Origin of the sequence: Paraburkholderia strydomiana (assembly GCF_031456815.1) — a bacterium.
In the GTDB taxonomy this organism is placed as follows: Bacteria; Pseudomonadota; Gammaproteobacteria; order Burkholderiales; family Burkholderiaceae; genus Paraburkholderia; species Paraburkholderia caledonica.
In genome coordinates this window covers 27,565-52,244 of record NZ_JAVDVL010000010.1, presented here as the reverse complement: position 1 = coordinate 52,244, position 24,680 = coordinate 27,565, and the positions used below count along the sequence as shown (strand labels likewise).

The window sequence follows — 24,680 nt, the reverse complement described above, 5'->3', positions numbered from 1 at the left end:
CGGAAGTAGAGGAGGTTAGGGCAGCAATGACGCGCAGGTCTTCCGAATCGAACGATGAGCGGCGAGTCCCTTGCACGCGCGAGGTCTTCGCATGATGAAGCATTTAGGCCGCGTCGCCGCGCTCGCGGGCCTCATCGCGTCGCTGTGGCTCGTCTGGCAGGACAACCCGGGTGCGGTGCTCGGCGCATTGCGCGCGGCCGGCGCGGGGCTCGTGCTCGCGGCGCTTGCCCATGTACTGCCGATGCTCGCCAATGCCTGCGACTGGCGCTCGCTGATTCGTGGCGCAAACCGGCCGCACATTGCGAACATGCTGCACCTCGTGTGGGTGCGCGAATCCGTCAATAGCATGTTGCCGGTCGCGCGCATCGGCGGAGAAGTGGTGTCTTTTCGCATGCTCAGGCGTTGGGGCGTGCGGCCGTCGACGGCGGTGGGGAGCATCATCGTCGACATGCAGCTGACCGTGATCAGCCAGTTGCTCTTTACGATGGTCGGCATCGGCTTTCTTTTCGCACATGCCCATTCCGACACGCTGCGGTTCGCCGGGCAACTCGCTTGGGGTGTGGTCGTGCTGACGCCGCTGCTCGTGTTGTTCGCGCTCGTGCAGCACGCCAGTCCGTTCGAGCGCATGACGCGCGCGCTCAATCACATGACAAGCGGCAAGCTCGCCGCGCTCGTGGGGCAGTCGGCGCAGATCGATCGTGCAATCAAGCTGATCTGGCGACGCCGCGGCGTTGTGCTGCGTTACCTGTTTTTCTGGCAGCCGCTGCAGTGCTTTTTGACGTCGCTCGAAATCTGGCTCGCGCTGTATTTTCTCGGCGCGCGAGTGACGCTTGTCGAAGCCGTGGTGATCGAGTCGTTGATCCAGGCAATCAGCAGCGCCGCGTTCTTCGTGCCGGGCGGTCTCGGCGTGCAGGAGGGCGGCTTCGTCCTGATCGGCGGCGCGTTGGGTCTCGATCCGTCGACCTGTCTGGCGCTTGCGGGCGCACGCCGGATTCGCGATCTGCTGATCTTCGTGCCGGGGTTGATCGCCTGGCAGTTTGCCGAGACGTCAAAACGCGATCGCGCGCACACTTCGACGCTGCGGGCGAACCGGGCAGAGCATCGTCGCGAGCGCGGCGGCGCCGTTCACAGCCGGCAGCAGGCACCCCTCGCCGAAGGCAGCGTCGCGGGGGAAACGAACCGCCGCTAGCCGGCTGGCTTCAAAGATCTGACAGCGGCCGCCGTATAAGCGGGAAACGATACGTCGACGGCAAGCCCGCGGCCGTCGAGCCCAGTGCCGAATCGCACGGTGGCGCCGAAGTGTTGCGCGATGCGCGCGACAATCGACAGGCCGAGGCCGCTGCCGGTCGCCTGGTTGCCGGTTGCACGGAAGAAGCGGTCCGTGAGACGCGCCAGATCTGCTGGCGCAACGCCTGGGCCGTCGTCGCGCACGCTCACCAGAATGCGTTCGGATAGCGGCTCTTTCGCTGGTTCTTGCAGCGGCTCCTTCAGGGGCTCTTTTAGTGGCGCCAGAACCTGCTGTTTCTCACGCCGCACCGCTATCTCGATCGTGCCGCCGTCGCTCCCGTATTTGATCGCGTTATCCAGCAGATTGTCGAAGAGAATGCCGATCAGAACGGGCTCCGCATTGATCTCCGCGCGCATGTCGCAGTTCAGCGTCACGCGAATGTTTTTCTGCTGTGCATTGCCCGCGTTCGCCAGCAATGCGCTCTTCGCGACGGCGCCAGGCGCGAGCGGTGCCGTTGCCATTTTCTCCTGCATGTCCAGACGCGCGAGCAACAGCAATTGTTCGGCGAGCCGCGCGCTTCGATCCACGCCTTGCACGACGCGCTCCATGGCGAGCCGCTGACGTGCGGGGTCCGGTTCGGCCAGCGCGACTTGTGCCTGAACCTTGATCGCGGCGAGCGGCGTTTTGAGTTCATGCGCGGCGTCGGCAGTGAACGCGCGTTCCCGTTCGAGCGAATGCAACAGGCGCGAGAGCAGCAGATTGATCGCGTCGACGAGCGGCCGCACCTCGATTGGCACATGGCCGATATCGACAGGCTCGAGGCGATTGATGTCCCGCGAACGGATCGCATCGGAGAGCATACGCAGCGGCGCGAGACTCCAGCCGATGCTCCACCACACGAGCAGTGCCAGCACCGGCAACGCGATCAAGGCAGGGCGCGCAATGCGGCTTGCGACGCCGCTCACCAGATCGCTGCGGGTGTTGGCCTGTTCGAATACGCGCACGGTGTGCCCGAGCGGCGTGTCCCGCAGCGTGAACGAGTGGTATGTCTGGCCACCGAGCACGACGTCCTGCACGCCGGTGACAGGCGGTACCGGCAAATCCCACGCGTTGAGCGCGCGCAAGGGCGGGCTGCCGGCAATCACGTCGCCATTGCGCGCGCGCACCTGGAACAGTGCGTCGCGCGGCAGCGAATCGTCGTCGTCGGTGTCGTTCGCACTTGTCTCCCCGCCTCGTTCTTCCTCACGCACGTCGATGTGCGCATTGGCGAGCGTGGCGAGATTCGACTGGTCGAGCAACGCGAGCATCTGTGCGACTTCCGCGAGCCGGGCTTCCTCCCACTCCGCGACTTCGCGTGTGGCCTGGCGATAGCTGGACGCGAGAGCGATCGCCCAGACGAGCCCAATGCTGGCGAGCACGAGCAGCATGAGCCGCCGGCGAATGGATGCGCTCATCTACTGTTTCTCCACCACGTAGCCAATATTGCGCACGGTTCGTATGAGGTTTGCGCCGAGCTTCTTGCGCAGATTCGACACGTGTACCTCGATCGCATTGCTTTCAATCTCCTCCTGCCAACCATACAAGCTTTCTTCGAGACGCGAGCGCGATTGCGGAATGCCCTGATTCGTCAGCAACTGGATGAGGATTGCCCATTCGCGCGACGTAAGCGATACGCGTTTGCCGGCCACCTCCACAGTTTGCGACGCGGGGTTCACCGTGAGCTCCCGATAGCGGATCAGCTCGACACTGCGGCCCTGCGCGCGTCGCAGCAGCGCACGGCAACGTGCGATGAGTTCGGTGAGGTCGAAGGGCTTGCCGAGATAATCGTCCGCGCCTGCTTCGAGACCGCCCACGCGGTCCACCACCGTGCCGCGCGCGGTCAGCACGAGCACCGGCACGTCATTGCCGGCGTCACGCAGCCGTCTGAGCAGGTCCATGCCAGACACGCGCGGCAGGCCGAGATCGAGCACGACGAGCGCATAGCTCGTGGTGTCGAGCGCGAGACTGGCCTTGTGGCCGTCTCGCGCCCAGTCGACAGTGAAACCTGCTTGACGCAAACCTGCTTCGATCCCGCAGCCGATCAGATCGTCGTCTTCAACGAGAAGTACACGCATAGGGCAGAAATTCCGTAGATGTTTTTATGGTGGGACGGTACGCATCGAATCAACCCAGCGAATGAACCAGCGGCTGCAGCTTCCAGCGTCAGCCATGCGGTCCGCTAGCAGCGTTATACCGCGTTTTGCTTAAGGTTTCCTTCAGCTTGAATCGATACCATCGCTCATCAACGGCTTACTGTTGTATTGGCAACATGAATTCGCCAAATGAACATGTGACATGAGCACGCTGCATTGCCCTCTGTTGTCGGAATACCGAAACGAAATCGTAAGTACATCGACGGAATTCACGGCAGGCGCCTCGCCATGGTGACCGTTATTCTTCTTGCTGACGATTGCGTCGAAGAGTGGGCGCTGCTGGCTTGCGAGAAGCCGCACGATGCGTTCATCAGGCCACGAAACGAAGCCATGAAGCCAGCCACCGTCGATATGCTGCGAGCCCATCTCATGGTGGCCTCGCTCACGGCTCTCGCAGCCGACGTGCTCGCCTGTGTGACGGTAGCGGCGCTGCCGGGCGCGCAACATCTGTTTGTCTCCGCGGCTTTCCGGTTCGCCGCGCTCGCCATGGTCGCGGGCGGCGTGATCGTGGCCCGCCAGGTTGCCCAAGCCGCATTCCACCTTGCCGTTGCAGATCGCTACGCGAACGTTGCGGGCCTCTACGCGAGGCCAGTCGCCGTCGCCCCGGATTGTCCGCGGCTTTGGCTCGTCATCTTGCATCTTCGCCTTACCGGGACACCGTTCGTCTTGCGCGGACACTGACGGAATCCGCCAATGGTTGCGCACGCATTCACTGCAGGCGAATGGATTCTGTTCGCCGTTTGCATCGCGGCGTCGCTGTATACGCTGGTTGCGACGGTCGCAATGCCATTCTCTACCGTTCGTGGCCGCGCCGCGTTGGACCGGGACGACCTTTCGCCGGCCGCTCCCGCAGTCGATCCGAGAAGCCTCGTGCACGGTGCGAAGTTCGGCGCGCGCGCCTCGTGCCGAACCGATCCGTTGCCGCATGCGGGCGTGAGTGTGCTCAAGCCGCTGTGCGGCGCCGAGCCGCGCCTCTATGAGAACCTGCGGACGTTTTGCGAGCAGCGTTACACGAATTTCCAGCTTGTTCTTGGCGTGTGTTCTCCCGACGACCCCGCGATTGCCGTCGCGCGTCGTTTGCAGGCTGCGTACCCGTCGCTCGACATCGAGCTTGCGATCGACACGCGCGTGCATGGCAGCAACCTGAAAGTCAGCAATCTGATGAACATGGTCGAGCGCGCGCGTCACGACGTGATCGTGATTGCCGATAGCGACATCGCCGTGCGGGCCGATTATCTGGAGAGCGTGGCAGCACCGCTTGCTGACCCACGCATTGGCGTTCTCACCTGTCTGTATGCCGCACAAGGTGTCGGCGGTTTCTGGCCGCGCGTGGGCGCGCTATTCGTCAACGAATGGTTTGCGCCCTCGGTGCGCGTCGCGCATATGGCGGGTTCGCGGCGCTTCGGTTTCGGCGCAACGCTTGCGTTGCGGCGCGCCACGCTCGAACGGATCGGCGGTTTCGAGGCCCTTAAGAACTGTCTTGCCGACGACTACTGGCTAGCCGAGCACGTGCGCGCGCTGGGCTTGCAAACGGTGCTCTCGCGCGTGATGGTGGCCACGGATGTGACCGAACCCACCTTTGCAGAACTGTGGCAACGCGAGACGCGCTGGTTGCGCACGATACGTTCGGTGAATCCGCTCGGTTTCGCTTTTCTGTTCATCACTTTTCCGACTCCCTGGCTCGTGGCCGGCGCGTGTCTGAGCGCTGTGTTCGCCACCGGCGCGAACGGTGGCCCGTTTGGCTGGGGCTCGCTCGTCGGCGCGGCCGGCACCATGGCGGGACTGGCCGCGCGTTTGCTGCTGCATCTGCGTGCCGCGCGCCATGAGGTCGCATTGCGGTGTGCGTTTCCCGGTGAAACAGCGGACTCGCTCGGGCGTGCGTTCTGGCGCGATCTTCCGCTTCTGCCGTTGCGCGATACGTTGCTGCTGTTTCAATGGCTCGCTGCTGCGTTCGGTTCACATGTCATGTGGCGTGGCACCCGCGTTCGGGTCCGAAGCTCGCGTTCGACCGCGCGCACGAGGCCATTGCGCTCGATGGACGTGATGGAGGCATCCGATGGCCGCTGAGGTGGATGTACCACAGCCGCAAGCATTAAAGCCGCAAGCATTAAAACCGCATGCTTCCGGACCGCAAGCATTCGAGCCGTGCACCGCTAGGCCCCGAGCGTTGATCATCACCGCCGACGACTTCGGCTTGCATTCTCGTGTGAACCTGGCCGTCGAACAGGCGCACCGACACGGCGTGCTTACCGCCGCCAGCCTCATGATCGGTGCGCCCGCCGCAAACGATGCAGTCGAGCGCGCGCACGCAATGCCGCACTTGCGCGTGGGACTCCATCTCGTTCTCGCCGACGGCGACGCTGTATTGCCGCGCACCTGCATTGGGACGTTGCTGGACAAGCATGGTCGCTTCGGAGACAACATGGTTCGCGACGGCGTGCGGTTCTTCTTTCTGCCGCATGTACGGGAGCAGTTGGCGCGCGAAATTCGCGCGCAGTTCCAGGCGTTTGCCAGGACCGGACTCGCGCTCGATCACGTGAACACTCACAAGCATTTTCATTTGCATCCGACGGTGCTTGGCTTGATCCTCGAGATTGGCCGGGAATTCGGCATGAAGGCGATGCGTTTGCCGTTCGAGCCGAATGCGCCGCTGTGGCTCAGGCCGTGGATCGCGCTGGTCAAAGCGCGGCTCGACCGTGCAGGCATCTTTCACAACGACTATGTCGTCGGCATCGCCGGCAGCGGCCGCATGGACGAGGCCGCGTGGCTCACGGCGCTCGCTTCTTTAAAAGGCGGGGTCGCAGAAATATACTGCCATCCTGCCATTGCAGGCGAGCGCGCATTGACCGACGGCATGCGCGATTACCGCCATGCCGACGAACTGCAGGCACTGCTTTCGCCGGACGTCGCTCGCGCCATCCGGGCCCTCGGCGCAAGGCTTGGCGGCTTCGCCGATGTGTCCGAATAATTGAAGGTTCGCGCCTCGCGTGGTTATTCGATCGAGGCCTCCATCTCCGACGCGCTCGACACCTTGCGCAACTCATCGGCGATTACCGACACGAGCGCATCCGCCGCCGCATTCAAGGGCCGCCGCGGATGCGTTACGCACACAATGTGCCGCACGATGCGCGGCGCGAGAATCGGATACGCGCGCAGGCTGCCCTGACTCACCGCGCGCTGCACCGCGATGCGCGGCAGGATAGTCGCAAAGCGCGTACTCTCCACGAGCTTCACGATCGTGCTCAATACGTCGATTTCGAAGCGCGGTGCGAGCAGCACGTCCTCGTGCTGGGCGGCCGTATCTAGCACGCCGCGCAGGCCGTGGCGCTTTGTCGGCAGCACGAGTTCCAGTTCGGGAAGCTGTGCGAGTTCGATCGCGTGAGGCAACTCGGGGCCGTTCGCGGCGCTCGTCACGAGCACCATCTCTTCATCGAGCAGCGGCTGTGCGTCGAGCGAGAGACGCGCGCGCGGTTTGTTGATGAGCGCCGCGTCGAGCTGACCGCCCGCCACCCAGTCGATGAACGTCGCGCTGTAGCCGTCTGCCACCGTTACTTCGACATGCGGATAGCGCGCGTGAAAGCGCGACAACGCATCGGCGAGCACGCTCTCGGTCACCGACGCAATCAGCCCGATCGATACATGCCCGGTCACCACTTCGTCTCGCTGTACGAGTTGCTGACGTGCGTGCGCGAGGTCGCGCATGATCGGCAGAAAGAGGCGATACATCAGCCGCCCGGCCGCGGTCGGCGCCATGCCATGCGCGTTGCGCTCGAACAGTTGTTGATGCAGTTCCTCTTCGAGTTTGCCGATTTGCATGCTGAGCGCGGGCTGCACGATATTCAGCCGTTTAGCGGCGCGGGTGACGGAGCCGTCCTCGAACAGCGCGATGAAGTATTGGATTTGCCGGAGGTCCATGTTGATATGAGTAAAACATCAGCAAACGTAATGAGCGGGGCGCGGCTTATCAGAACACGCGCAGCGGACCGGACGGCACGCCATCAACAAGGGTGAACAGACTCGTGCATATGCCCTTGCATACGGATGGTTGATTGATAACCCGCCTACAAACTGCTGTCATTGGTGCTAACACCCATATCATCGGGAATGATTCGAAGCATCAATATTCCATATTAGAAGTTATACGCGGATCTCGTTACGCTTTCATCATCAACTGGCGCTCCGTTCCGGCATGAAGCGGAATTCAAGCAGGGCATGAAGCCAGTCATCGATGGAGACGCAGATGAATACACGTGATGCCGCCCCGCACGACACCTCAGACCCGAGCTGGGCCCGCAAAGGCGGAGCCCTTGCTTTGCGCGACTGGCTCGCGCATCTGGCGTGCAGCGGACGCCTCGCGACGATCGACCAGGCCGTCGCGCTGGAACACGAACTGGCGGCGATTGCCAAGCGCCTGGACGGCACGCAGGCGGCATTTTTCGCTCGACCAGGCGGTCATCGCGTGCCGGTGGTGAGCGGCTTCATGTCCCGGCGCGCATGGATCGCGGAAGCGCTCGGGGTGGACGAAAGTCAATTACTCGCGCGCTTTAGCGATGCTGCGGAGCATCCGCTCGCATCGCGACTCGTGCCGCGCGACGAAGCGCCGTGCCAAGAGGTCGTACATACGAAGAATATCGATCTTCACGCGCTATTGCCGATTCCTACACATAGCGAACACGACAACGGCCCGTACATCACCGCGGGCCTCGTGATTGCGCGCAATCCCCGTACCGGCGTGCAGAACGTGTCGATCAACCGGATTCAGGTGCACGCTGCGGACCGCATGGCGATTCTGCTGTTGCCGCGTCATCTTCACGCATTCCAGAAAGCGGCAGAAGCGGCCGGCGACGCGCTCGACGTGGCCGTTGCGATAGGCGTCGATCCGCTCACGATGCTTGCGTCGCAAGCTATTTCTCCAATCGACTCCGACGAACTGGAGATCGCCGGCGCGTTGCATGGCGCACCGCTGCCGGTCGCAAAATGCGTGAGCAACGGAGTACATGTACCGGCTTTCGCTGAAATCGTGATCGAGGGCCGCATCTTGCCGAACGTGCGCGAGATGGAAGGGCCGTTCGGCGAGTTCCCGAAGTACTACAGCGCACAGGAAGCGCGCGAGGTGATCGAGGTCACCGCCGTTACACATCGCACGAACCCCATCTTTCATACGATCGTGCCCGCCGAGATGGAGCATTTGCTGCTCGGCGCAATTCCACGCGAGGCGACGCTGCTCGCGCATCTGCAACGCAGCCATCCGAACGTGAAGGACGTGCACCTGTCGGTAGGCGGAGTGTGCCGTTATCACCTGTGGGTGCAGTTCGAGAAGAAGCGTGAGGGCGAGGCGAAGAACGTGATTCTGTGCGCATTCGGCGCGCATTACGACATCAAGCAGGTGGTCGTGGTCGATACGGACGTGGATGTGCACGATCCCGCCGAAATCGAATGGGCAATTGCCACGCGCTTCCAGGCGGATCGCGATCTCGTCGTGATCGAAGGTGCGCAAGGTTCGCCACTCGATCCGTCGACTACCGTCGGCCAGCCCGAGGACGCACCGGCGTATCTGCAGGGCATCAGCGCGAAGATGGGACTCGACGCGACGCGTCCGGTTGCCTATGCGTCGCATGTGTTCACCCGCGTGCGGATTCCCGGTGAGGACACAGTGGATCTGAACGCACTCGTCGCGGCGGATAACGCCGCGTTCGACGCTTATCTCGGTGACGGTCATGTCTGAAGCGACGCTCGACACTAACCGGCACGACCTGCGCGCGGCTCGGACGCAGCGCATCGTCGTCGGCATTTCAGGCGCTAGCGGCGCGCTGATCGGCGCGCGCCTGCTTGCTGCATTGCGCCGTCTCGGCACACACGAGACGCATCTGATCGTGTCGGCATCGGGCGCGGTCACGGCTGCGCAAGAACTCGGCATGACCCGTGGCGACCTCGATAGTCTGGCCGACGTGGTCTACAACGTGCGCGATATCGGCGCGGCGGTGGCGAGCGGATCGTTCATCACGGCCGGCATGGTGATCGCACCGTGCTCGATGAAAACGCTCGCCGCCGTGGCGAACGGTTTCGCCGACAACCTGCTGACGCGCGCTGCCGACGTGATGCTCAAGGAGCGTCGCCGCCTCGTCATGGTCGCGCGCGAAACGCCGTTGAATCTCGCGCATCTGCGCAATATGACTCACGCGACCGAGATGGGCGCGATCGTGATGCCGCCGGTGCCCGCGTTTTACGCGCATCCAAAAACAATCGAAGACGTGGTCGATCACACAGTCGGGCGCATTCTCGATCTGTTCGGTATCGAGCACGGCGAGATCGCCCAACGCTGGAGCGGCCTCGCCGACGAATTCGCGCAACGGCAAGCGGGAGGCGAGCAATGAACCAGCGCGATCTGGTAACTACCGCCGATGCGGCCACACAGGACCGCGAGGCCGACGCCGCGCAAGGCGTACAGCGTCACGTAGGGCGTCCGATGCAGCGTCTCGAAGATCCCGCGATTCTCACGGGCCGGGGCCGCTATGGCGACGACATCGGCGTGCGTCCCGGCACGCTGCACGCGGCGGTCTTGCGCTCGCCGCACGCGCATGCGGAACTGCTTGCAATCGATACGCAAGCGGCGGCACAACTGCAAGGCGTGCGCGCGATTCTCACGCGGGACGATCTGCGCGCATGGTCGCGCCCGTTCGTGGTCGGCATCAAATCGCCAATGGAGCAGTGGGCGCTCGCGATGGACCGCGTGCGGTATGTCGGCGAACCGGTGGCGGTCGTGCTGGCCGAAACGCGCGCTCTCGCTGAAGACGCACTCGATCTCATCAAGGTCGAATACGCGACGCTGGAACCTGTTACGTCGATCGAGGAAGCTGTCGAGGATAACTCCGCGGTGCTGCATGAGAAGGTGGGCAGCAACGTGATCAGCGACCGGCATTTCCGGTACGGCGAGCCGGAGGCGGCGTTCGAAAAGGCACCGCACCGCGTGAAACTGGTCGCGCATTATCCGCGCAATACGTGTGCGCCGATCGAATGCGGCGTGGTGATTGCCGAGTATCTTGCTGGCGACGAAGGCTACGACGTCACGTCGAATTTCATGGGGCCGTTCTCGCTGCACGCGGTCATGGCGATGGCCTTGAACGTGCCGGCGAATCGTCTGCGTCACAAGGCGCCGCGTGATTCGGGCGGAAGCTTCGGCGTGAAGCAGGCGGTGTTTCCGTATGTGGTGCTGATGTGCCTCGCGTCGCGCAAGGCCGGCGCGCCGGTCAAATGGGTCGAGGATCGGCTCGAGCATCTGAGTGCGGCGACGTCCGCCACGGCGCGCCTTTCCACTCTCGAAGCGGCGGTCGAAAACGACGGCCGCATCACCGCGCTTTCCTACGATCAACTCGAAGACTGCGGCGCATATGTGCGTGCGCCGGAGCCCGCCACCTTCTATCGCATGCATGGGTGTCTCACGGGCGCCTACGCGATCGACAATCTGCTCGTGCGCAACCGCGTCGTGCTGACCAGCAAGACGCCCACCGGACTCGTGCGAGGGTTTGGCGGACCGCAGGTGTATTTCGCGCTCGAACGGCTCATGCAGCGGATCGCCGTCGAACTCGGGCTCGATGTGCTCGACGTGTATCGCCGCAACTTCGTGCGCGCCGATGCGTTCCCGTATCGCGCCGCGGCAGGCGCGCTGCTCGATTCCGGCAACTATCAGGAAGCGTTGCGCCGCGCACTCGACGAAGGCGGCTACGACGAACTGCGTGCCCGCCGCGAGGCCGCACGTAGCGAAGGGCGCTTGTACGGCATCGGCTTCTCGGCGATCGTCGAGCCGTCGATCTCGAACATGGGTTACATCACGACCGTGATGCCCGCTGATGCGCGTCGCAAGGCCGGTCCAAAAAGCGGCGCGATTGCCAGCGCGACGGTCAGCGTGGATCTGCTCGGCGGCGTCGTCGTGACGATTGCATCGACGCCTGCGGGCCAGGGCCACATGACGGTATGCGCGCAGGTGGTGGCCGATGTGCTCGGCATTGCGCCGCACGAGGTGGCCGTCAACGTCGAATTCGATACGCACAAGGACGCGTGGTCGGTCGCCGCGGGCAATTATTCGAGCCGCTTTGCGGGCGCGGTCGCGGGCACTGTGCATCTCGCGGCCATGCGCGTGCGCGACAAGATCGCGCGCATCGTGTCGAAGCAACTGAACTGTGCGCCGCAAGATGTCCGCTTCGAGGGCGGCCGCATCTTCGCGGAAGGCGCGGAGGATCGCGCACAACCGTTTGGCCGGGTCGCCGCGAATGCGCCGCATTGGGCGCCCGCGTTGCTGCCCGAGGGCGAGGAGCCCGGGTTGCGCGAGACGGTGTTCTGGAATCCGCCGAACATGGCGGCACCCGATGAAAACGATCGCGTCAATACGTCGGCAGCCTATGGTTTTGCGTTCGACATGTGCGGGGTCGAAGTGGATCGCGCAACGGGCCGCGTGCGCATCGACCGCTATGTGACCGCGCACGACGCGGGCACCTTGCTCAATCCCGCGCTCGCCGACGGCCAGATTCGCGGCGCGTTCGCGCAAGGACTCGGCGCGGCGCTGATGGAAGAGTTCCGTTATGGCGCGGACGGCAGCTTCCAGTCGGGCACCCTTGCCGACTATCTGATGCCGACCGCGTGCGAAGTGCCCGATCCGGTGATCGTGCATCTGGAAACACCGTCGCCGTTCACGCCGCTCGGAGCAAAGGGACTCGGCGAGGGCAACAACATGAGCACGCCGCCATGCATCGCGAATGCGGTGGCCGATGCGCTCGGCGTCGACGACATCCGTTTGCCGCTTACGCCTTCGAAAGTCATGGCGCTGATCGGCATCGACGACCCTGAACCCTCGCGCCCTGAGTTGCGCGAAGCGCCCGCGCCGAAGAACCCGGCGATGTCAGGCAGCGGCAAGGCGCTGACCGCGCAAGGCAGTGTGGATCTGCCCGCGACACCCGAAGCCGTGTTTGCCGTGCTGCTCGATCCGAACGCGCTCGCGAAGGTGATTCCCGGCTGTCACGCACTCGAAACCGAAGGTCCGAACCAGTATCGCGCGGACGTGACGGTGGGTGTCGGCATGATCAAGGCGCGGTTCGAGGCAAAGATCGGTTTGTCGGAGATCGACGCACCGCACCGTTTGCGCCTCGCGGGCGCGGGCATTTCGTCGCTGGGCAGTGCGCGTGGCAGCGGTCTTGTCGAACTGACGCCTATCGCGACCGGCACGCGTCTTTCGTACGACTACGAGGCGCAGGTCTCGGGCAAGGTCGCGGCGGTCGGCGCGCGCATGCTGGAAGGCGCGGCGAAAGTCGTGTTGCGTCAGCTGTTCGAATCGCTGGGACGCCAGGCCGCGGGCAAGCCGCTCGCGGCGTCTGCCCACAGTTCTGGTGAGGGCGGCGGTTCGTGGCTGTCGCGCTTGTTGGCCCGCTTCAGGAGACAACGATGAAACCCGCGCCGTTCGATTACCTGCGCGCAATGAACGCGCAACATGCGCTCGACGCACTGGCGCAACACGGCGAAGACGCACGCGTGCTCGCGGGCGGCCAATCGCTGATGGCCGTGCTGAACATGCGGCTCGCGCAACCGCGCATGCTGATCGACATTTCGCGCACCAGCGAACTGGACTCGGTACGCGTCGACCGCAAAGCCGGTTCTTTGACGGTGGGCGCGGCGGCGACGCAAGGCAGCGTCGAATGGCGCGCGTCGCTACGCGATGAAGTGCCGTTGCTCGCAATGGCCTTTCCGCACATCTCGCATTTTCAGATTCGCAATCGCGGCACCGTGTGCGGCTCGATCGCGCATGCGGACCCGAGCGCCGAACTGCCGCTCGTGCTGAGCGCGCTTGGCGGCGACGTGATGCTGCGCTCGAAAAAGAAGCCACGCGTGCTTTCGGCGGACGCGTTTTTTCAGGGCATGTTGATGACTGCGCGCGAGCCCGACGAAATCGTCGAAGCGGTGCGGTTTCCGCTAAAGCGCGAAGGCGAGCGTTATGGCTTCGCGGAATTCTCGGCACGTCATGGCGATTTCGCGATTGTCGCGTGCGCCGCAGTGGTCACCGACGATGCCATCCGTCTCGCCGTGGGCGGCGTGGCGGACCGGCCGGTGGTCGAGCAATGGCCGCGTCTGTCCGGCGACGATTTGCGCGGGGCGTTGAACGATTTGAGCTGGAAGCTGGGCGCGCAGGACAACGCGCATATCAGTGCGAGCTATCGCCGGCATCTGGTCCGGCAACTCGGATGGCGCGTGATAGAGGAGGCAAAGTGAGCAACACATCCAACGGAAAAGTGGCAGACGGCCTGCCGCAAGTCGTGCGGCGAGACGAACGTCAGTGCGTGACGCTGACGTTCAACGGCCGGGAACGGAGCGCGTATTGCGAGCCGCGCGATCTGCTGTCCGACTTCATTCGTCACGAACTGGGGGCGACTGGCACGCACGTAGGCTGCGAGCACGGCGTCTGCGGTGCGTGCACCGTTCACGTAGGCGGCGTTGCGGCGCGGTCCTGTCTGATGCTGGCCGTGCAGGCGCAAGGGCAGCGTATCGACACTGTCGAAGGTCTTGCGCCAGACATGGTGCTCGGCGATCTGCAGGAAGCGTTTCAACGCCATCACGCATTGCAATGCGGGTTTTGCACGGCGGGCATCCTGATGTCGTGCGCCGACTATCTGCAACGCGTGCCCGATCCGAGCGAAGCGCAGGTGCGCGACATGCTTTCCGGCCACTTGTGCCGCTGTACCGGCTATACGCCGATCGTCGCGGCCGTGCTCGACGTGGCCGCGCGCCGCCGGCAACGCAACGTGACGGGCGACGCGCTGGAGGCGAGCCATGCTTGATCTCGGGCGTACATTTTTGCAAAGCGTCGAGCGCAGTCCGAACGCGTTGGCACTCGTGGACGGCGAGCTTGCGCTCACGTATGCGCAGTGGCACGACATCATCGTCGATGTGGCCGACGGTCTGCGTGGACTTGGCCTCGCGCACGGCGACCGCTTGCTTGTAGTGCTGCAAAACCGCTGGGAAATGGCGACGCTGCACTGGGCGTGTCAGTTTGCGGGCATCGTGATCGTGCCGTTGAACTGGCGTGCAAAACCCGAAGAGCTCGATTACTGCGTGAGCGACGCGGGCGCGAAGGCAATCGTCTACGAGCCGGTGTCGGCCGAGGCGGTGATGCAAAGTCCTGCAGCGCAACAGGTGCCGCGTATCGGACTCGACGTTGCGCCCGGGCGCAGCGCGGGCTTCGACAGCCTGCTCACAAAGGTTGCCGGCCGCGCGAACTCCGACGCGGATGCACATGCCGTCGCGGACGATTATTCGCTGATCCTCTATACGTCGGGTACGACGGGCAAGGCGAAGGGCGTGCCGCGGCGTCACCGGCAGGAACGCGCGGCAGCGCTCGCGCACGTGGCGCAAAACCTCTACCGTCATGGCGAATGCACGCTCGGCGTGATGCCGCTTTATCACACGATGGGCGTTCGCTCGCTTCTCGCCATGGCACTCGTGGACGGCACGTTCGTTTGCGCGCGCCGCTGGAATGCGCGTTTCGCGCTCGATGCTATCGCGCGTCACAAGGTCACGTGCCTCTATCTCGTGCCGACGCTGTATCACGATCTGCTTGGCGACCCTGCGTTCGCGTCGACGGATACGTCCACGGTGACGAAGCTCGGCTTCGCCGGCGCGCCGATGAACGATGGCTTGCTCAAACGGCTCTCGGCGGCGTTCGAACCGCAACTGTTCGTCAATCACTACGGCTCGTCAGAAGTCTACACATTCAGTATCGACCAGGACGCGACGAAGAAACCGGGCAGCGCGGGGCGCGCGGGCATCAACACACGTCTGCGGGTCGTGAAGCTCGACGCCGGTACGCCCGACGATTTCGCGGACGTCGGCGAAGAAGGCCAGATCATCGTCGACCTGCTGGGCGACGAAGCGTTCGAAGGCTACTGGAACCGGCCGGACGCGAACGCGAAATCACTGCGCGACGGCTGGTATTTCACGGGCGACACAGGCTATATCGACTGCGACGGCGATCTGTATGTGTCCGGCCGCGTCGACGACATGATCATCAGCGGCGGCGAGAACATTTCCCCGGTCGATATCGAGTCGGTGCTCTCGCTGCATCCGGCCGTGGACGACGTCGCGGTGGCCGGCGTGAAGGACGAACGGTGGGGCCAGCGCGTGGTGGCTTTCATCAAACGGCGTGAATACGTCGACGCCGAAACGCTCGATGCGTATTGCCGCACGTCGGACCTCGTCAACTTCAAGCGCCCGCGCGAATACGTGTTCGTGGACGATATACCGAAGTCGCCGGTCGGCAAGATCTTGCGCCGCAAGCTGTCCGCGGGTGAATACCTGACAGACGAGAGCAACGGCGAGAGCGATCGCCAGCGCGGCAACGAAACGATTCAGAAGCAAACCGAAATCAACAAGGAGTGATTCTCATGACCGAGCTTACCCACAGCGGCCAGAGCCTGCTGCAAGACCTCGACGGCTTTTCGATCGAGATCGACGCCGAACGCGAGCGCGCCGACATCGTTCTGCACCGGCCGCCGTTCAACGTGATTTCGATGCATGCGCGGGATCAGTTGCGCGCAGCCTTCGAGGCACTCGACGAAGACGAGCGCGTGCGCGTGATCGTGGTGCGCGCGAAGGGCGAGCATTTTTCGAGCGGCGGCGATATCAAGGGCTTCCTGGAAGCCTCGCCGGAACACGTGTCGAAGCTTGCCTGGAATATCGCGGCGCCGGCGCGCTGCTCGAAGCCGGTGATTGCCGCCAATCGCGGCTTCTGCTTCGGCGTGGGCTTCGAATTGTCGCTCGCCTGCGACTTCCGGATTGCGACCGACACCAGTTTCTATGCGCTGCCTGAACAGAAGCTCGGACAGATTCCCGGCTCCGGCGGATCGGCGCGCTTGCAGCAAATGGTCGGCATAGGCCGCACCAAGGACATCGTGATGCGTTCGCGCCGCATTCCGGGCAAGCAGGCATACGAGTGGGGCATCGCGGTCGAGTGCGTGGCCGACGCGCAACTCGAAGCGGCCACCGATGCGCTCGTCGACGAACTGCGTGCGTTCTCGCCGCTCGCGCAGCGAACCGCGAAGAAGCTGCTCAACGATACCGAGGACGCGCCGCTGTCGATCGCAATCGAACTCGAAGGACATTGTTATAGCCGCTTACGCACGTCCGACGATTTCCGCGAAGGCGTCGAGGCGTTCCATGGCAAGCGCAAGCCGGTGTTTCGCGGCAGTTGAACAACCGCGGTGCCGTAGCACATAAAACGATTCAGGAGACACGCAGATGGAATACTTCGATTACGTGATTGTCGGTGGCGGATCAGCGGGGTGCGTGCTCGCGCAGCGCCTCTCCGCGGTGCCGTCGCTGCGCGTCGCGCTAATCGAAGCCGGCGCGGACACGCCGCCGGGCCGCGTGCCCCCGGAGATTCTCGACAGTTATCCACTGCCGGTGTTTTGCGGCGACACGTACATCTGGCCTGAATTGACGGCGCGCGCCACGCGCGATTCGGCGCCGCGAGTCTATGAACAGGGCCGCGTGATGGGTGGCGGCTCCAGCATCAATGTGCAGTCGGCCAATCGCGGTTTGCCGCGTGACTACGACGCGTGGGCGGCGAACGGCGCGAGCGGCTGGGGCTGGGAAGACGTGTTGCCGTATTTTCGCAAGCTCGAACGCGACGTCGATTTCCCGGACGGCGAGTTGCACGGCAAAGAAGGACCCGTGCCGATCAGGCGCATCATGCCTGCCGATTGGCCGCCCTTTTGCAACGCGTTCGCCACCGGCTTGCGCAAGAACGGTGTCGCGCCACTGCACGACCAGAATGCCGAATTCGGCGACGGCTTTTTTCCCGCCGCATTCTCGAATCTCGACGACCGCCGTGTGTCCACGGCAATCGCGTATCTCGACGAGTCCACGCGCAAGCGCACCAATCTGCATATCCACGCCGATCTGCGAGTGGAGCGCATCGTGATGGAAGGGCGCGTGGCGCGCGGTGTGGTCGCGCTCGCACGCAACGGCGAGCGCGTTCGTTTCAACGCGAACGAAGTCGTGTTGTGCGCGGGTGCGCTGCAGTCGCCCGCGATGCTGATGCACGCAGGCATCGGCCCCAAGGAGGAGCTGAATGCACTCGGCATCGACTGTGTCATCGATTTGCCGGGCGTGGGACGTAATCTGCAGGATCATCCGTCGCTCACGTTCTGCCATTTTCTCGCGCCGCAATTGCGCATGCCGTTGTCGCGGCGACGCGCGAGCATGATGGCCGCGCGCCTGAGTTCGGGCATCGCGGGCGGCGAAGCGTCGGACCTGTATCTGTCGAGTGCGACCCGCGCCGCCTGGCATGAACTTGGCAACCGGCTAGGCCTCTTCTTTCTCTGGTGCAACCGACCTCATTCGCGTGGCCGCGTGCAACTCGTTAGCGCCGATCCCGCCGCGCCGCCGCGCGTCGATCTGAATCTGCTCGACGACCCGCGCGATATCGCGCGGCTTGCCTGTGGCGTGCGGACGCTCGCGCAAATCGTTGCGGCCTCGGGGCTCGGAGAGAACTCCCGCGACTTCTTTCCCGCTGCGTTTTCCGCGCGGGTAAAAGCGCTGAGCCGGGTCAGCGCGGGCAATGCGCTGCTCACGTCGCTGCTCGGCCGTCTGCTCGACGGCCCCGCGCCGCTGCGGCGCATGTTGATCGAACGCTTCTTCACGCGTGGTCAGCGGCTCGGGGATCTGCTCGCCGATCAGGCCGCGCTCGAGGATTTCATTCGCGCGAACGTGTTCGGCGTCTGGCATGCGAGCGGCACCTGCCGCATGGGCGACGCCAGCGATCCGGCGGCCGTCACCGATACGGCGGGCAGCGTGCGCGGTGCACAGGGCTTGCGCGTCGTGGACGCGTCGTTGATGCCGCGACTGCCGTCCGCGAATACCAACATCCCGACCATCATGATGGCCGAGAAGATCGCCGACGCAATACTCGCGCGGCGTCTTCCCGGGCATGCGGACATTGCGAGCCGCGCCGATTATCGCCACGCATTCCTCAAGGTTTCTTAACACCACCCAAGCACGCGAAAGAACGTGCGCCAAATCGCGGACGATCGAGAGACGTCCGCAGACAGTCAAGGAGATGACGATGTCCTTAGCAGCGCAAAATAGCGCCGCCTTGCCCGCGATAGATCAGCGGCAAGTGATGGGTGCAGTATTCGCCTCGTGCCTGGGTTGGGCACTGGATCTGTTCGACCTGTTCGTGTTGCTGTTCGTCGCGCCAGTGGTCGGGCGGCTGTTCTTTCCATCCGATCACGCGATGCTGTCGCTCGCGGCGGTTTACGCGTCGTTTGCGGTGACGTTGCTGATGCGCCCGCTCGGTTCGGCCTGGTTCGGCTCGTATGCGGACCGCCACGGACGCAAGGGCGCGATGATCATCGCCGTGGTCGGCGTCGGCCTTTCCACTGCGGCATTCGGCGCACTGCCGACCGTCGCGCAGGTCGGTCTCGCCGCGCCGATCATCTTTCTCGTGCTGCGTCTCGTGCAGGGCGTGTTCGTGGGCGGCGTGGTGGCGTCGACTCATACGATCGGCACCGAATCCGTCGCACCGAAATATCGCGGCGCGGTATCGGGACTGATCGGCGGTGGCGGAGCAGGGCTCGGCGCGTTGCTCGCGTCGCTCACGTATCTCGCGATGTCCACGCTGTTTCCCGGCCAACTCTTCGAAGTCTGGGGCTGGCGCTGCATGTTCTTCACCGGCATCGTCAGTTCGGTGCTCGGGTTGTTCGTGTTCAGCAGCCTCGAAGAATCGCCGCTGTGGAAAAAGCTCGCGGCTGAAAAAGCCGCCAAGGCCGCGGCTGCCTCCACGTCGGCGGTGAAGGCGCCAGTCGAAGTGGTGCGCTCGCCGGTGCGCACGCTGTTTTCGCGCGACTACCGCTCGATCCTCCTGGTCAATCTGCTGCTGACGGTAGGCGGCGGCAGCGGTTATTACCTCACGTCGGGTTATCTGCCGACTTTCCTGAAAGTGGTGACCCACGCGCCGAACGGCGCCGCCGCGGCGATCCTGATGCTGTGCAGCGTAGCGGTGGTGATTGCATCGGTCGCCGCTGGACACCTGAGCACGTTTATCGGCCGCAAGACAGCGTTCGTGTGGCTCGGGCTGATTCGTCTCTTCGCGTTGCCCGCGCTGTTCCTGCTGTTGCCGGGCGCATCCAGCATCACGATGGTCGGCGTCTATGCGGTGATACTCAGCGCGCTCGGCAGTGCCGGTTACGCGCCGATTCTGATCTTCCTGAACGAGCGCTTTCCCACCGCGATTCGCGCGACCGGAACCGGATTGTCGTGGAATATCGGCTTCGCTATCGGCGGGATGATGCCGACGGCGGTCTCGCTCGTCGCAAAAGATGCGAGCCAGTTGCCATTGACGCTCGCGATCTTTGTCGGCGCGATCAGCGTGATCTTTCTGATCGGCGCGTTCATCGTGCCGGAAACGCTCGGCAAGCTCGATCAGGGTGCGGTTCGCGAACCGGTATGAAGCACCGGCAGCACGTTAGCGTTTCGTTTGCTGCGAAGACCACGGCGCTCAGGCGAGCGCCGTGCCGGTCGTCACCCGGCGGATCTCTTCGGTGATGATGTCGATGAGCGCCAGCGCGGCCGGGCCGAGCGGGCGCTTCGGATGACTCACGAGGATAATGTGCCGCACGATGGGCGGCGAAGTGATTGCACGCACGCACAGCACCCCTTGATCGACTTTGCGCTGCACGACGACGCGCGGCAGGATCGTCGCCACGCTGCTTTGTTCGACGAACTGCACGATCGTATTCAGCAGGTCGATCTCGAACTTCGGCTTGATTACCACATTGGCTGCGAGGAGCGCGGCGTCGAGCACGCCGCGCAAGCCGTTGCGCCGTGTGGGCAGCACCAGTTCCACGTCGGCGAGCGCGGCAAGCTCGAGTGTCGGCGGCAGCTGCGGACCGAGCGCGGCGCTCGTCACGAGCACCATCTCTTCGTCGAGTAGCGGCACGACGTCCAGTGTCAGGCGTCCACGCGGCTTGTTGATGACGGCTGCGTCGAGCCGACCCGCTTCGACCGCGTCGATCAGTTGCGCGCTGAAGCCGTCCGCGACCGATACCTCGACTTGCGGGAACATCGCGTTGAATCTTGCGAGGGATTCCGGCAGCACGCTTTCCGCCTCCGACGACACCATGCCGAGCGCGACGCGGCCAGTGACGATCGCATCGCGCCGGCTCAACTGCTCACGCGCGCGCTCGATGTCGCGCATGATCGGCGTGTAGAGGCGATACATCTGGCGCGCGGCGTCGGTCGGCGTCATGCCGTGCGGCCCGCGTTCGAACAGCTTCTGATGCAGCTCGGCTTCCAGCTTCGAAATCTGCATGCTGAGCGCCGGCTGCACGATATTGAGCCGCTTGGCTGCCCGCGTGACCGAGCCGTCCTCGAAAAGTGCGATGAAGTACTGGATTTGCCTGAGGTCCATGAAGCGCGAGTGCCAGCCGGAAAAATATGCCTGAAATGTCGAGTGTAATCGCAAGCCGGTGCAAAGCTCGCGGCGGCGGCCCGGACAGCGTTGCAACGCCGTCACGAAGGTCTTACCGAGCGCTGCTACAATCTCGTCTTTCTCGATTGGTTGTGCGCTATGGGTTTCGAACAACTTGCTGAACTGAAGAAGCAACTGGCCGCGGCACGCGCCCAGTCTGCGCCTGCCGCAAAGGCCGAGGCCCGGTCCGGCGCAAAGGCCGAGGGCAGGTCCGACGCACGGCGCGATGCCAGGAATGACGGCAAGCCTGGTGCGAAGCCCGCCAAGCCTTCCAATGCGGCGCACTCCGCGAACTCCGGCGCAGCGCCGGGCGCGAAGGCGGACCGGCGGCCTGGCGGCAAGCCGTCGCATCAGCGCCGTGGCGGTGGTGCTGGCGCCGGCGCGGCAAGGCCCGCAGCGGCGCCCGCGGCAGACGCCAAACCGGTCGATCCGGTGGTGAAGTCCATCGGGCGTCTGCAAAAGCGTTTCCCCAATGCGTTCCCGAAGAACCCGGCGCCGAAGCTGCCGCTGAAGGTCGGCATCTTCGAAGACCTCGTGGTGCACGCGAAGGACCTGTCGCTGAGCGAAGCTGAACTGCGCGACGCGATCAAGACCTGGTGCCGTGGCAGCCGCTACTGGAAGTCGCTGGTCGAAGGCGCGGCCCGCGTGGATCTAACGGGCGCGGAGGCCGGCAAGGTCACGGCGCAGGAAGCAGCGGGCGCGCAACGTTTGCAGGCCCATCGCGCTGCGAAGAGCGCGAAGGCGGCGGCTGCGTCGGCCGATTCGCAGAAAGAAACGCCTGCCGCAGGTTCCGTCGATGCTGCCGCACCGGTTCAAGAAGCCGCTCAGGACGCTCCGAAAGACGCTCCGCTCGAAGCTTCACAGCCAGGCGACCAGAAGAATGCGCAAGCCGGTTCTGCGGATGCGTCGCCTGACGACAAAGTTGCTGCGCAATCCGCCAACGTGTCGGAGACCACTCCGGCCGACCTGAAGCCTGAATGATGTAGAAGCGGCCACCTGAAACCGCACGGTGGCCGCTTATCACCGTGGCCACTCACTCAGTGCGCCGCAGCCGCAAGTCTCGCGCGCACGAATCCGACGTGTTCGCGCAGTACATAGAATGCGTCCGCATACGCTAACGGCATGCGCAGCCGATTCAGCGATTCCTCGATCTGATCTAGTTCCGCGAAGAGCCGCTTGCGCTCCTCGTCGGTTGTCTGCGCGAGCGCGCCGCGCTCGATCGCAATCAGCGAACCGTAATAGCGGTAGATGCGCGAGCGCACTCGCCACGCATACAGCGCCGGGATCAGCCGCATCGCGGGAAAGAGCAATACGGCCACCGGCAACAGCAACACGAGCGTGCGGTCGCCGATGCTCGCGAGCCAGAACGGCAGCGTCCGGTACAGAAAGCTCTTGCCCGTGCGGTAGTAGCGTTGCGCGTCTTCGCTGATCTGATACTCATGCGCGATCGGGCTTGGGAATTGGCCCGCACGCTGTAATAGGCCCGGCATGCCGTGCACTTCCTGCGCCGCTTCAATCAGCAGATCGGAGATTGCCGGATGCAGATCGGTTCGCGCCACCAGTTCGACCGTCGGGCTGATCAGATGCACGGTCTCAGGCGGGATTTTGTGCCGCAGATCGAGCACGCCTGGCGGCAGATCGATCTGATCCAGATACGGAAAGAGTCGCGTATAGGCGCTGGCTTCGTCGAAATTCAGCACCGAAATGCCCGGCACGCGAAGCAGGCGCAGCATCAGCCCGCGCGTGGCGGAATCGCCGCTCAGGATCGCCGCGTCCACTTCGCCCTTGACGAGTTGCGTGGCCGCTTGCAGACCGTCGCTCGGCATGAGCGTTGTGTCACCGCCGGGTTCGATGCCGTTTGCATCGAGCAGCTTGAGCGCGAGCAGCCGCGTGCCGCTGCCTTCGCGGCCCACCGCGATGCGTTTGCCTTCGAGTTGGGACAGCTGCGTCACGCCCGTGCCGCGATAAAACACGACCACGGGGACATAGAAGACACTGCCAAGCGACATCAGCGACGACGTATCGAGCCCGTCCGCCACGCCGCCCTGGACGAGCGCGAGGTCGACGTGCTGCTTCGGGTCGAGCAGACGCTTCAGGTTCTGCACGGAGCCGTCGGACTCCAGCACCTTCAGCGTCACGCCGTTTTGCGCGAGGATCTTTTTATATTGATCGGCGGCGATGACAAACGAACTGTCGTGCGGTCCGGCGCTCAGCGTGATCGTCTTCGGCGGAGCGGGGTCGACGATCCACACGATCAGCGAGACCGTGAGCAGGATCACCGCTGCCACGACGATATAAGGCAGCGTGTGATCGCGCCACTCGGCGTGCGGAGCATCGCGAGGGAACTGCGGAGGACGATGCGGACGCTGCGCTTTCATAGGCGTTCCGTGCGATTGCCGGGATAGGGCATTGTCCACCGCAGCAGGCAGAGTTGTCGTCGGCAGTTTGCTCTATTGACGACGCGGTGCGACCCGATGCCGAGCGCAGGCGGCCAGGCGGCCATGCCGCCGAGTCGAGCCCGCGCAGTTGCCGAATTTCCGCAAAAGTCCTTTAATCGGTCAGGTAGCCAATCGTTCCTCAAGCAGTGACTACGCTAGCAAGGAGACGATCGTGTTGTCTGCGGCATTGGATACTTTGGGTGCGTTAGCGGTGCTGTTGAGCATCGCCATGCATATCGTGCTCGGGCGCAAACGCTGAAGTCGCGCCGTCAGGCCGGCAAACCATCCCCTTACAGTCCGCTTGCCGTTCGTTCGGCGTTCGTTCGGCGTTCGTTCGGCGTTCGTTCGGCGTTCGTTCGGCGATTGCTCGGCGATTGTTCGGCTGTCCCGACGTATCTTTTCGCCGCGAGCCGCTTTATCCGCATGGTCGCCTTGCTTACATTGTGACCAGTGCCAGCGCCGCAGCAGTTCTGCTGAAACAGCGTGAATGCCGCGAATCGTCGCGGCAGCACTCAGGCGCTACTCCAACTCAAGGACATACGATCATGAGCAAGCTCGCAGGCAAGATTGCAGTTGTAACGGGTGCATCGAAAGGTATTGGCGCGGCGATCGCAAAGAGCCTGGCCGCGCACGGCGCGTCGGTGGTGGTGAACTACGCGTCGAGCAAGGCCGGCGCCGACGACGTGGTCGCCGCCATCACCGCCGCCGGCGGCAAAGCGGTAGCGGTGGCAGGCGACGTGTCGAAAGCCGCGGATGCGAAAGGCATTGTCGACGCAGCGGTGGAGACGTATGGCCGCCTCGATATTCTCGTCAACAACTCCGGCGTGTACGGGTTTTCGACGATCGAAGAGATCACCGAAGAGCATTTCCATAAGCACTTCAATGTGAACGTTCTGGGTCTGCTGCTGGTCACGCAGGCAGCGGTCAAGCATCTGGGCGAAGGCGGCAGCATTGTCAACGTGAGTTCGGTTGTGAGCCGCATCACGCCGCCGGGAAGCGCGGTCTATACGGCGACGAAGGGCGCGGTGGACGGCATCACGGGCGTGCTTGCGAAAGAACTCGGGCCGCGCAAGATTCGCGTGAACTCGGTGAATCCGGGCATGGTTGCGACCGAAGGCACGCACAGCGCGGGCTTTATCGGTTCTGACCTGGAAACGTGGGCGGTGAGCACGACGCCGCTCGGCCGCATCGGTCAACCGGACGACATCGCCGAGGTCGTCGCGTTCCTCGCCTCCGACGAAGCACGCTGGCTCACCGGCGAAAGCCTGATCGCAAGCGGCGGATCACGTTAAGAAAAACAGCGCGCGCTTTAA

Annotated in this window: 20 protein-coding genes; 15 read left to right on the top strand and 5 right to left on the bottom strand. The window is 63.9% G+C overall.

The features are described 5' to 3' along the window. The first annotated feature begins 91 nt into the window (after positions 1-91). Complete coding sequence (locus J2W46_RS24340; RefSeq protein ID WP_288824746.1) at positions 92-1,189, top strand: lysylphosphatidylglycerol synthase domain-containing protein; 1,098 nt, start codon at positions 92-94, stop codon at positions 1,187-1,189. Here the strand turns inward: J2W46_RS24340 and J2W46_RS24335 are convergent. Continuing rightward, the gene (locus tag J2W46_RS24335) at positions 1,186-2,682 is read right to left on the bottom strand and encodes an ATP-binding protein (protein WP_310356931.1); all 1,497 of its coding nucleotides are present in this window, start codon (positions 2,680-2,682) and stop codon (positions 1,186-1,188) included. The genes J2W46_RS24340 and J2W46_RS24335 overlap by 4 nt on opposite strands. Beyond that, positions 2,683-3,342 (bottom strand): response regulator, encoded by a 660-nt coding sequence (locus J2W46_RS24330; RefSeq protein WP_020066169.1) that lies wholly within the window; start codon positions 3,340-3,342, stop codon positions 2,683-2,685. Positions 3,343-3,750: 408 nt separating this feature from the next. Between J2W46_RS24330 and J2W46_RS24325 the strand changes: the two genes are divergently transcribed. Genes J2W46_RS24325 through hpnK form a run of 3 tightly spaced genes read left to right on the top strand, consistent with a single transcriptional unit; the run spans position 3,751 to position 6,388 of the window. Beyond that, a complete protein-coding gene (locus J2W46_RS24325) occupies positions 3,751-4,101 on the top strand; it encodes a hypothetical protein (protein ID WP_027804334.1) in 351 nt (116 codons plus the stop codon). Positions 4,102-4,113: 12 nt separating this feature from the next. Then, positions 4,114-5,487: a bacteriohopanetetrol glucosamine biosynthesis glycosyltransferase HpnI gene (gene hpnI, locus J2W46_RS24320; RefSeq protein ID WP_310356914.1), complete on the top strand. Its 1,374-nt coding sequence runs from the start codon at positions 4,114-4,116 to the stop codon at positions 5,485-5,487. Further along, positions 5,477-6,388 carry a hopanoid biosynthesis-associated protein HpnK gene (hpnK, locus tag J2W46_RS24315; RefSeq protein ID WP_310356912.1) on the top strand — a complete coding sequence of 304 codons (912 nt, stop codon included), beginning with the start codon at positions 5,477-5,479 and terminating at the stop codon, positions 6,386-6,388. The genes hpnI and hpnK overlap by 11 nt, the downstream gene beginning before the upstream one ends. Positions 6,389-6,411: 23 nt before the next feature. On the opposite strand, the gene J2W46_RS24310 is transcribed toward hpnK, so the two are convergent. After that, complete coding sequence (locus J2W46_RS24310) at positions 6,412-7,335, bottom strand: LysR family transcriptional regulator (protein ID WP_088174376.1); 924 nt, start codon at positions 7,333-7,335, stop codon at positions 6,412-6,414. Positions 7,336-7,660: 325 nt separating this feature from the next. Here J2W46_RS24310 and J2W46_RS24305 point away from each other — a divergent pair, with 325 nt between their 5' ends. The 9 genes from J2W46_RS24305 (at position 7,661) to J2W46_RS24265 (ending at position 19,909) form a co-directional block, all read left to right on the top strand. Continuing rightward, positions 7,661-9,145: a UbiD family decarboxylase gene (locus J2W46_RS24305; protein WP_310356910.1), complete on the top strand. Its 1,485-nt coding sequence runs from the start codon at positions 7,661-7,663 to the stop codon at positions 9,143-9,145. Next, a complete protein-coding gene (locus tag J2W46_RS24300) occupies positions 9,138-9,794 on the top strand; it encodes a UbiX family flavin prenyltransferase (RefSeq protein ID WP_310356908.1) in 657 nt (218 codons plus the stop codon). The genes J2W46_RS24305 and J2W46_RS24300 overlap by 8 nt, the downstream gene beginning before the upstream one ends. Then, on the top strand, positions 9,791-12,856 hold the full coding sequence (locus J2W46_RS24295) for a xanthine dehydrogenase family protein molybdopterin-binding subunit (protein WP_310356905.1): 3,066 nt from the start codon (positions 9,791-9,793) through the stop codon (positions 12,854-12,856). The genes J2W46_RS24300 and J2W46_RS24295 overlap by 4 nt, the downstream gene beginning before the upstream one ends. Continuing rightward, on the top strand, positions 12,853-13,674 hold the full coding sequence (locus tag J2W46_RS24290; protein ID WP_288824737.1) for an FAD binding domain-containing protein: 822 nt from the start codon (positions 12,853-12,855) through the stop codon (positions 13,672-13,674). Before J2W46_RS24295 ends, J2W46_RS24290 begins: the two co-directional genes overlap by 4 nt. Positions 13,675-13,694: 20 nt before the next feature. Continuing rightward, positions 13,695-14,240 (top strand): (2Fe-2S)-binding protein, encoded by a 546-nt coding sequence (locus J2W46_RS24285; protein ID WP_088174380.1) that lies wholly within the window; start codon positions 13,695-13,697, stop codon positions 14,238-14,240. Continuing rightward, complete coding sequence (locus J2W46_RS24280) at positions 14,233-15,837, top strand: AMP-binding protein (RefSeq protein WP_310356899.1); 1,605 nt, start codon at positions 14,233-14,235, stop codon at positions 15,835-15,837. The genes J2W46_RS24285 and J2W46_RS24280 overlap by 8 nt, the downstream gene beginning before the upstream one ends. Before the next feature lie 5 nt (positions 15,838-15,842). Further along, positions 15,843-16,649, top strand: a complete 807-nt coding sequence (locus tag J2W46_RS24275) for an enoyl-CoA hydratase/isomerase family protein (protein WP_310356895.1) — start codon at positions 15,843-15,845, stop codon at positions 16,647-16,649. Positions 16,650-16,695: 46 nt separating this feature from the next. Beyond that, positions 16,696-18,444, top strand: a complete 1,749-nt coding sequence (locus tag J2W46_RS24270; RefSeq protein WP_310356892.1) for a GMC family oxidoreductase — start codon at positions 16,696-16,698, stop codon at positions 18,442-18,444. A gap of 79 nt (positions 18,445-18,523) precedes the next feature. Continuing rightward, complete coding sequence (locus tag J2W46_RS24265) at positions 18,524-19,909, top strand: MFS transporter (protein WP_087754564.1); 1,386 nt, start codon at positions 18,524-18,526, stop codon at positions 19,907-19,909. Between the two features lie 48 nt (positions 19,910-19,957). On the opposite strand, the gene J2W46_RS24260 is transcribed toward J2W46_RS24265, so the two are convergent. Then, positions 19,958-20,869 (bottom strand): LysR family transcriptional regulator, encoded by a 912-nt coding sequence (locus J2W46_RS24260; RefSeq protein ID WP_027804331.1) that lies wholly within the window; start codon positions 20,867-20,869, stop codon positions 19,958-19,960. 159 nt (positions 20,870-21,028) lie between these two features. On the opposite strand from J2W46_RS24260, the gene J2W46_RS24255 reads away from it, so the two are divergent. Continuing rightward, positions 21,029-21,910 carry a ProQ/FinO family protein gene (locus tag J2W46_RS24255; protein ID WP_310356889.1) on the top strand — a complete coding sequence of 294 codons (882 nt, stop codon included), beginning with the start codon at positions 21,029-21,031 and terminating at the stop codon, positions 21,908-21,910. Positions 21,911-21,966: 56 nt separating this feature from the next. Here the strand turns inward: J2W46_RS24255 and J2W46_RS24250 are convergent, their stop codons facing one another. Next, positions 21,967-23,307, bottom strand: a complete 1,341-nt coding sequence (locus J2W46_RS24250; RefSeq protein ID WP_310356887.1) for a TAXI family TRAP transporter solute-binding subunit — start codon at positions 23,305-23,307, stop codon at positions 21,967-21,969. 605 nt (positions 23,308-23,912) lie between these two features. Here J2W46_RS24250 and J2W46_RS24245 point away from each other — a divergent pair. Beyond that, a complete protein-coding gene (locus J2W46_RS24245; protein WP_310356885.1) occupies positions 23,913-24,659 on the top strand; it encodes a glucose 1-dehydrogenase in 747 nt (248 codons plus the stop codon). Positions 24,660-24,680 lie beyond the last annotated feature (21 nt).

Bases quoted from the DNA above. Each gene is read 5' to 3' on its own strand.
- J2W46_RS24340 (WP_288824746.1), top strand. From the start codon at position 92: ATGATGAAGCATTTAGGCCGCGTCGCCGCGCTCGCGGGCCTCATCGCG.
- J2W46_RS24335 (WP_310356931.1), bottom strand. From the start codon at position 2,682: ATGAGCGCATCCATTCGCCGGCGGCTCATGCTGCTCGTGCTCGCCAGC.
- J2W46_RS24330 (WP_020066169.1), bottom strand. From the start codon at position 3,342: ATGCGTGTACTTCTCGTTGAAGACGACGATCTGATCGGCTGCGGGATC.
- J2W46_RS24325 (WP_027804334.1), top strand. From the start codon at position 3,751: ATGAAGCCAGCCACCGTCGATATGCTGCGAGCCCATCTCATGGTGGCC.
- hpnI (WP_310356914.1), top strand. From the start codon at position 4,114: ATGGTTGCGCACGCATTCACTGCAGGCGAATGGATTCTGTTCGCCGTT.
- hpnK (WP_310356912.1), top strand. From the start codon at position 5,477: ATGGCCGCTGAGGTGGATGTACCACAGCCGCAAGCATTAAAGCCGCAA.
- J2W46_RS24310 (WP_088174376.1), bottom strand. From the start codon at position 7,335: ATGGACCTCCGGCAAATCCAATACTTCATCGCGCTGTTCGAGGACGGC.
- J2W46_RS24305 (WP_310356910.1), top strand. From the start codon at position 7,661: ATGAATACACGTGATGCCGCCCCGCACGACACCTCAGACCCGAGCTGG.
- J2W46_RS24300 (WP_310356908.1), top strand. From the start codon at position 9,138: ATGTCTGAAGCGACGCTCGACACTAACCGGCACGACCTGCGCGCGGCT.
- J2W46_RS24295 (WP_310356905.1), top strand. From the start codon at position 9,791: ATGAACCAGCGCGATCTGGTAACTACCGCCGATGCGGCCACACAGGAC.
- J2W46_RS24290 (WP_288824737.1), top strand. From the start codon at position 12,853: ATGAAACCCGCGCCGTTCGATTACCTGCGCGCAATGAACGCGCAACAT.
- J2W46_RS24280 (WP_310356899.1), top strand. From the start codon at position 14,233: ATGCTTGATCTCGGGCGTACATTTTTGCAAAGCGTCGAGCGCAGTCCG.
- J2W46_RS24275 (WP_310356895.1), top strand. From the start codon at position 15,843: ATGACCGAGCTTACCCACAGCGGCCAGAGCCTGCTGCAAGACCTCGAC.
- J2W46_RS24270 (WP_310356892.1), top strand. From the start codon at position 16,696: ATGGAATACTTCGATTACGTGATTGTCGGTGGCGGATCAGCGGGGTGC.
- J2W46_RS24265 (WP_087754564.1), top strand. From the start codon at position 18,524: ATGTCCTTAGCAGCGCAAAATAGCGCCGCCTTGCCCGCGATAGATCAG.
- J2W46_RS24260 (WP_027804331.1), bottom strand. From the start codon at position 20,869: ATGGACCTCAGGCAAATCCAGTACTTCATCGCACTTTTCGAGGACGGC.
- J2W46_RS24255 (WP_310356889.1), top strand. From the start codon at position 21,029: ATGGGTTTCGAACAACTTGCTGAACTGAAGAAGCAACTGGCCGCGGCA.
- J2W46_RS24250 (WP_310356887.1), bottom strand. From the start codon at position 23,307: ATGAAAGCGCAGCGTCCGCATCGTCCTCCGCAGTTCCCTCGCGATGCT.
- J2W46_RS24245 (WP_310356885.1), top strand. From the start codon at position 23,913: ATGAGCAAGCTCGCAGGCAAGATTGCAGTTGTAACGGGTGCATCGAAA.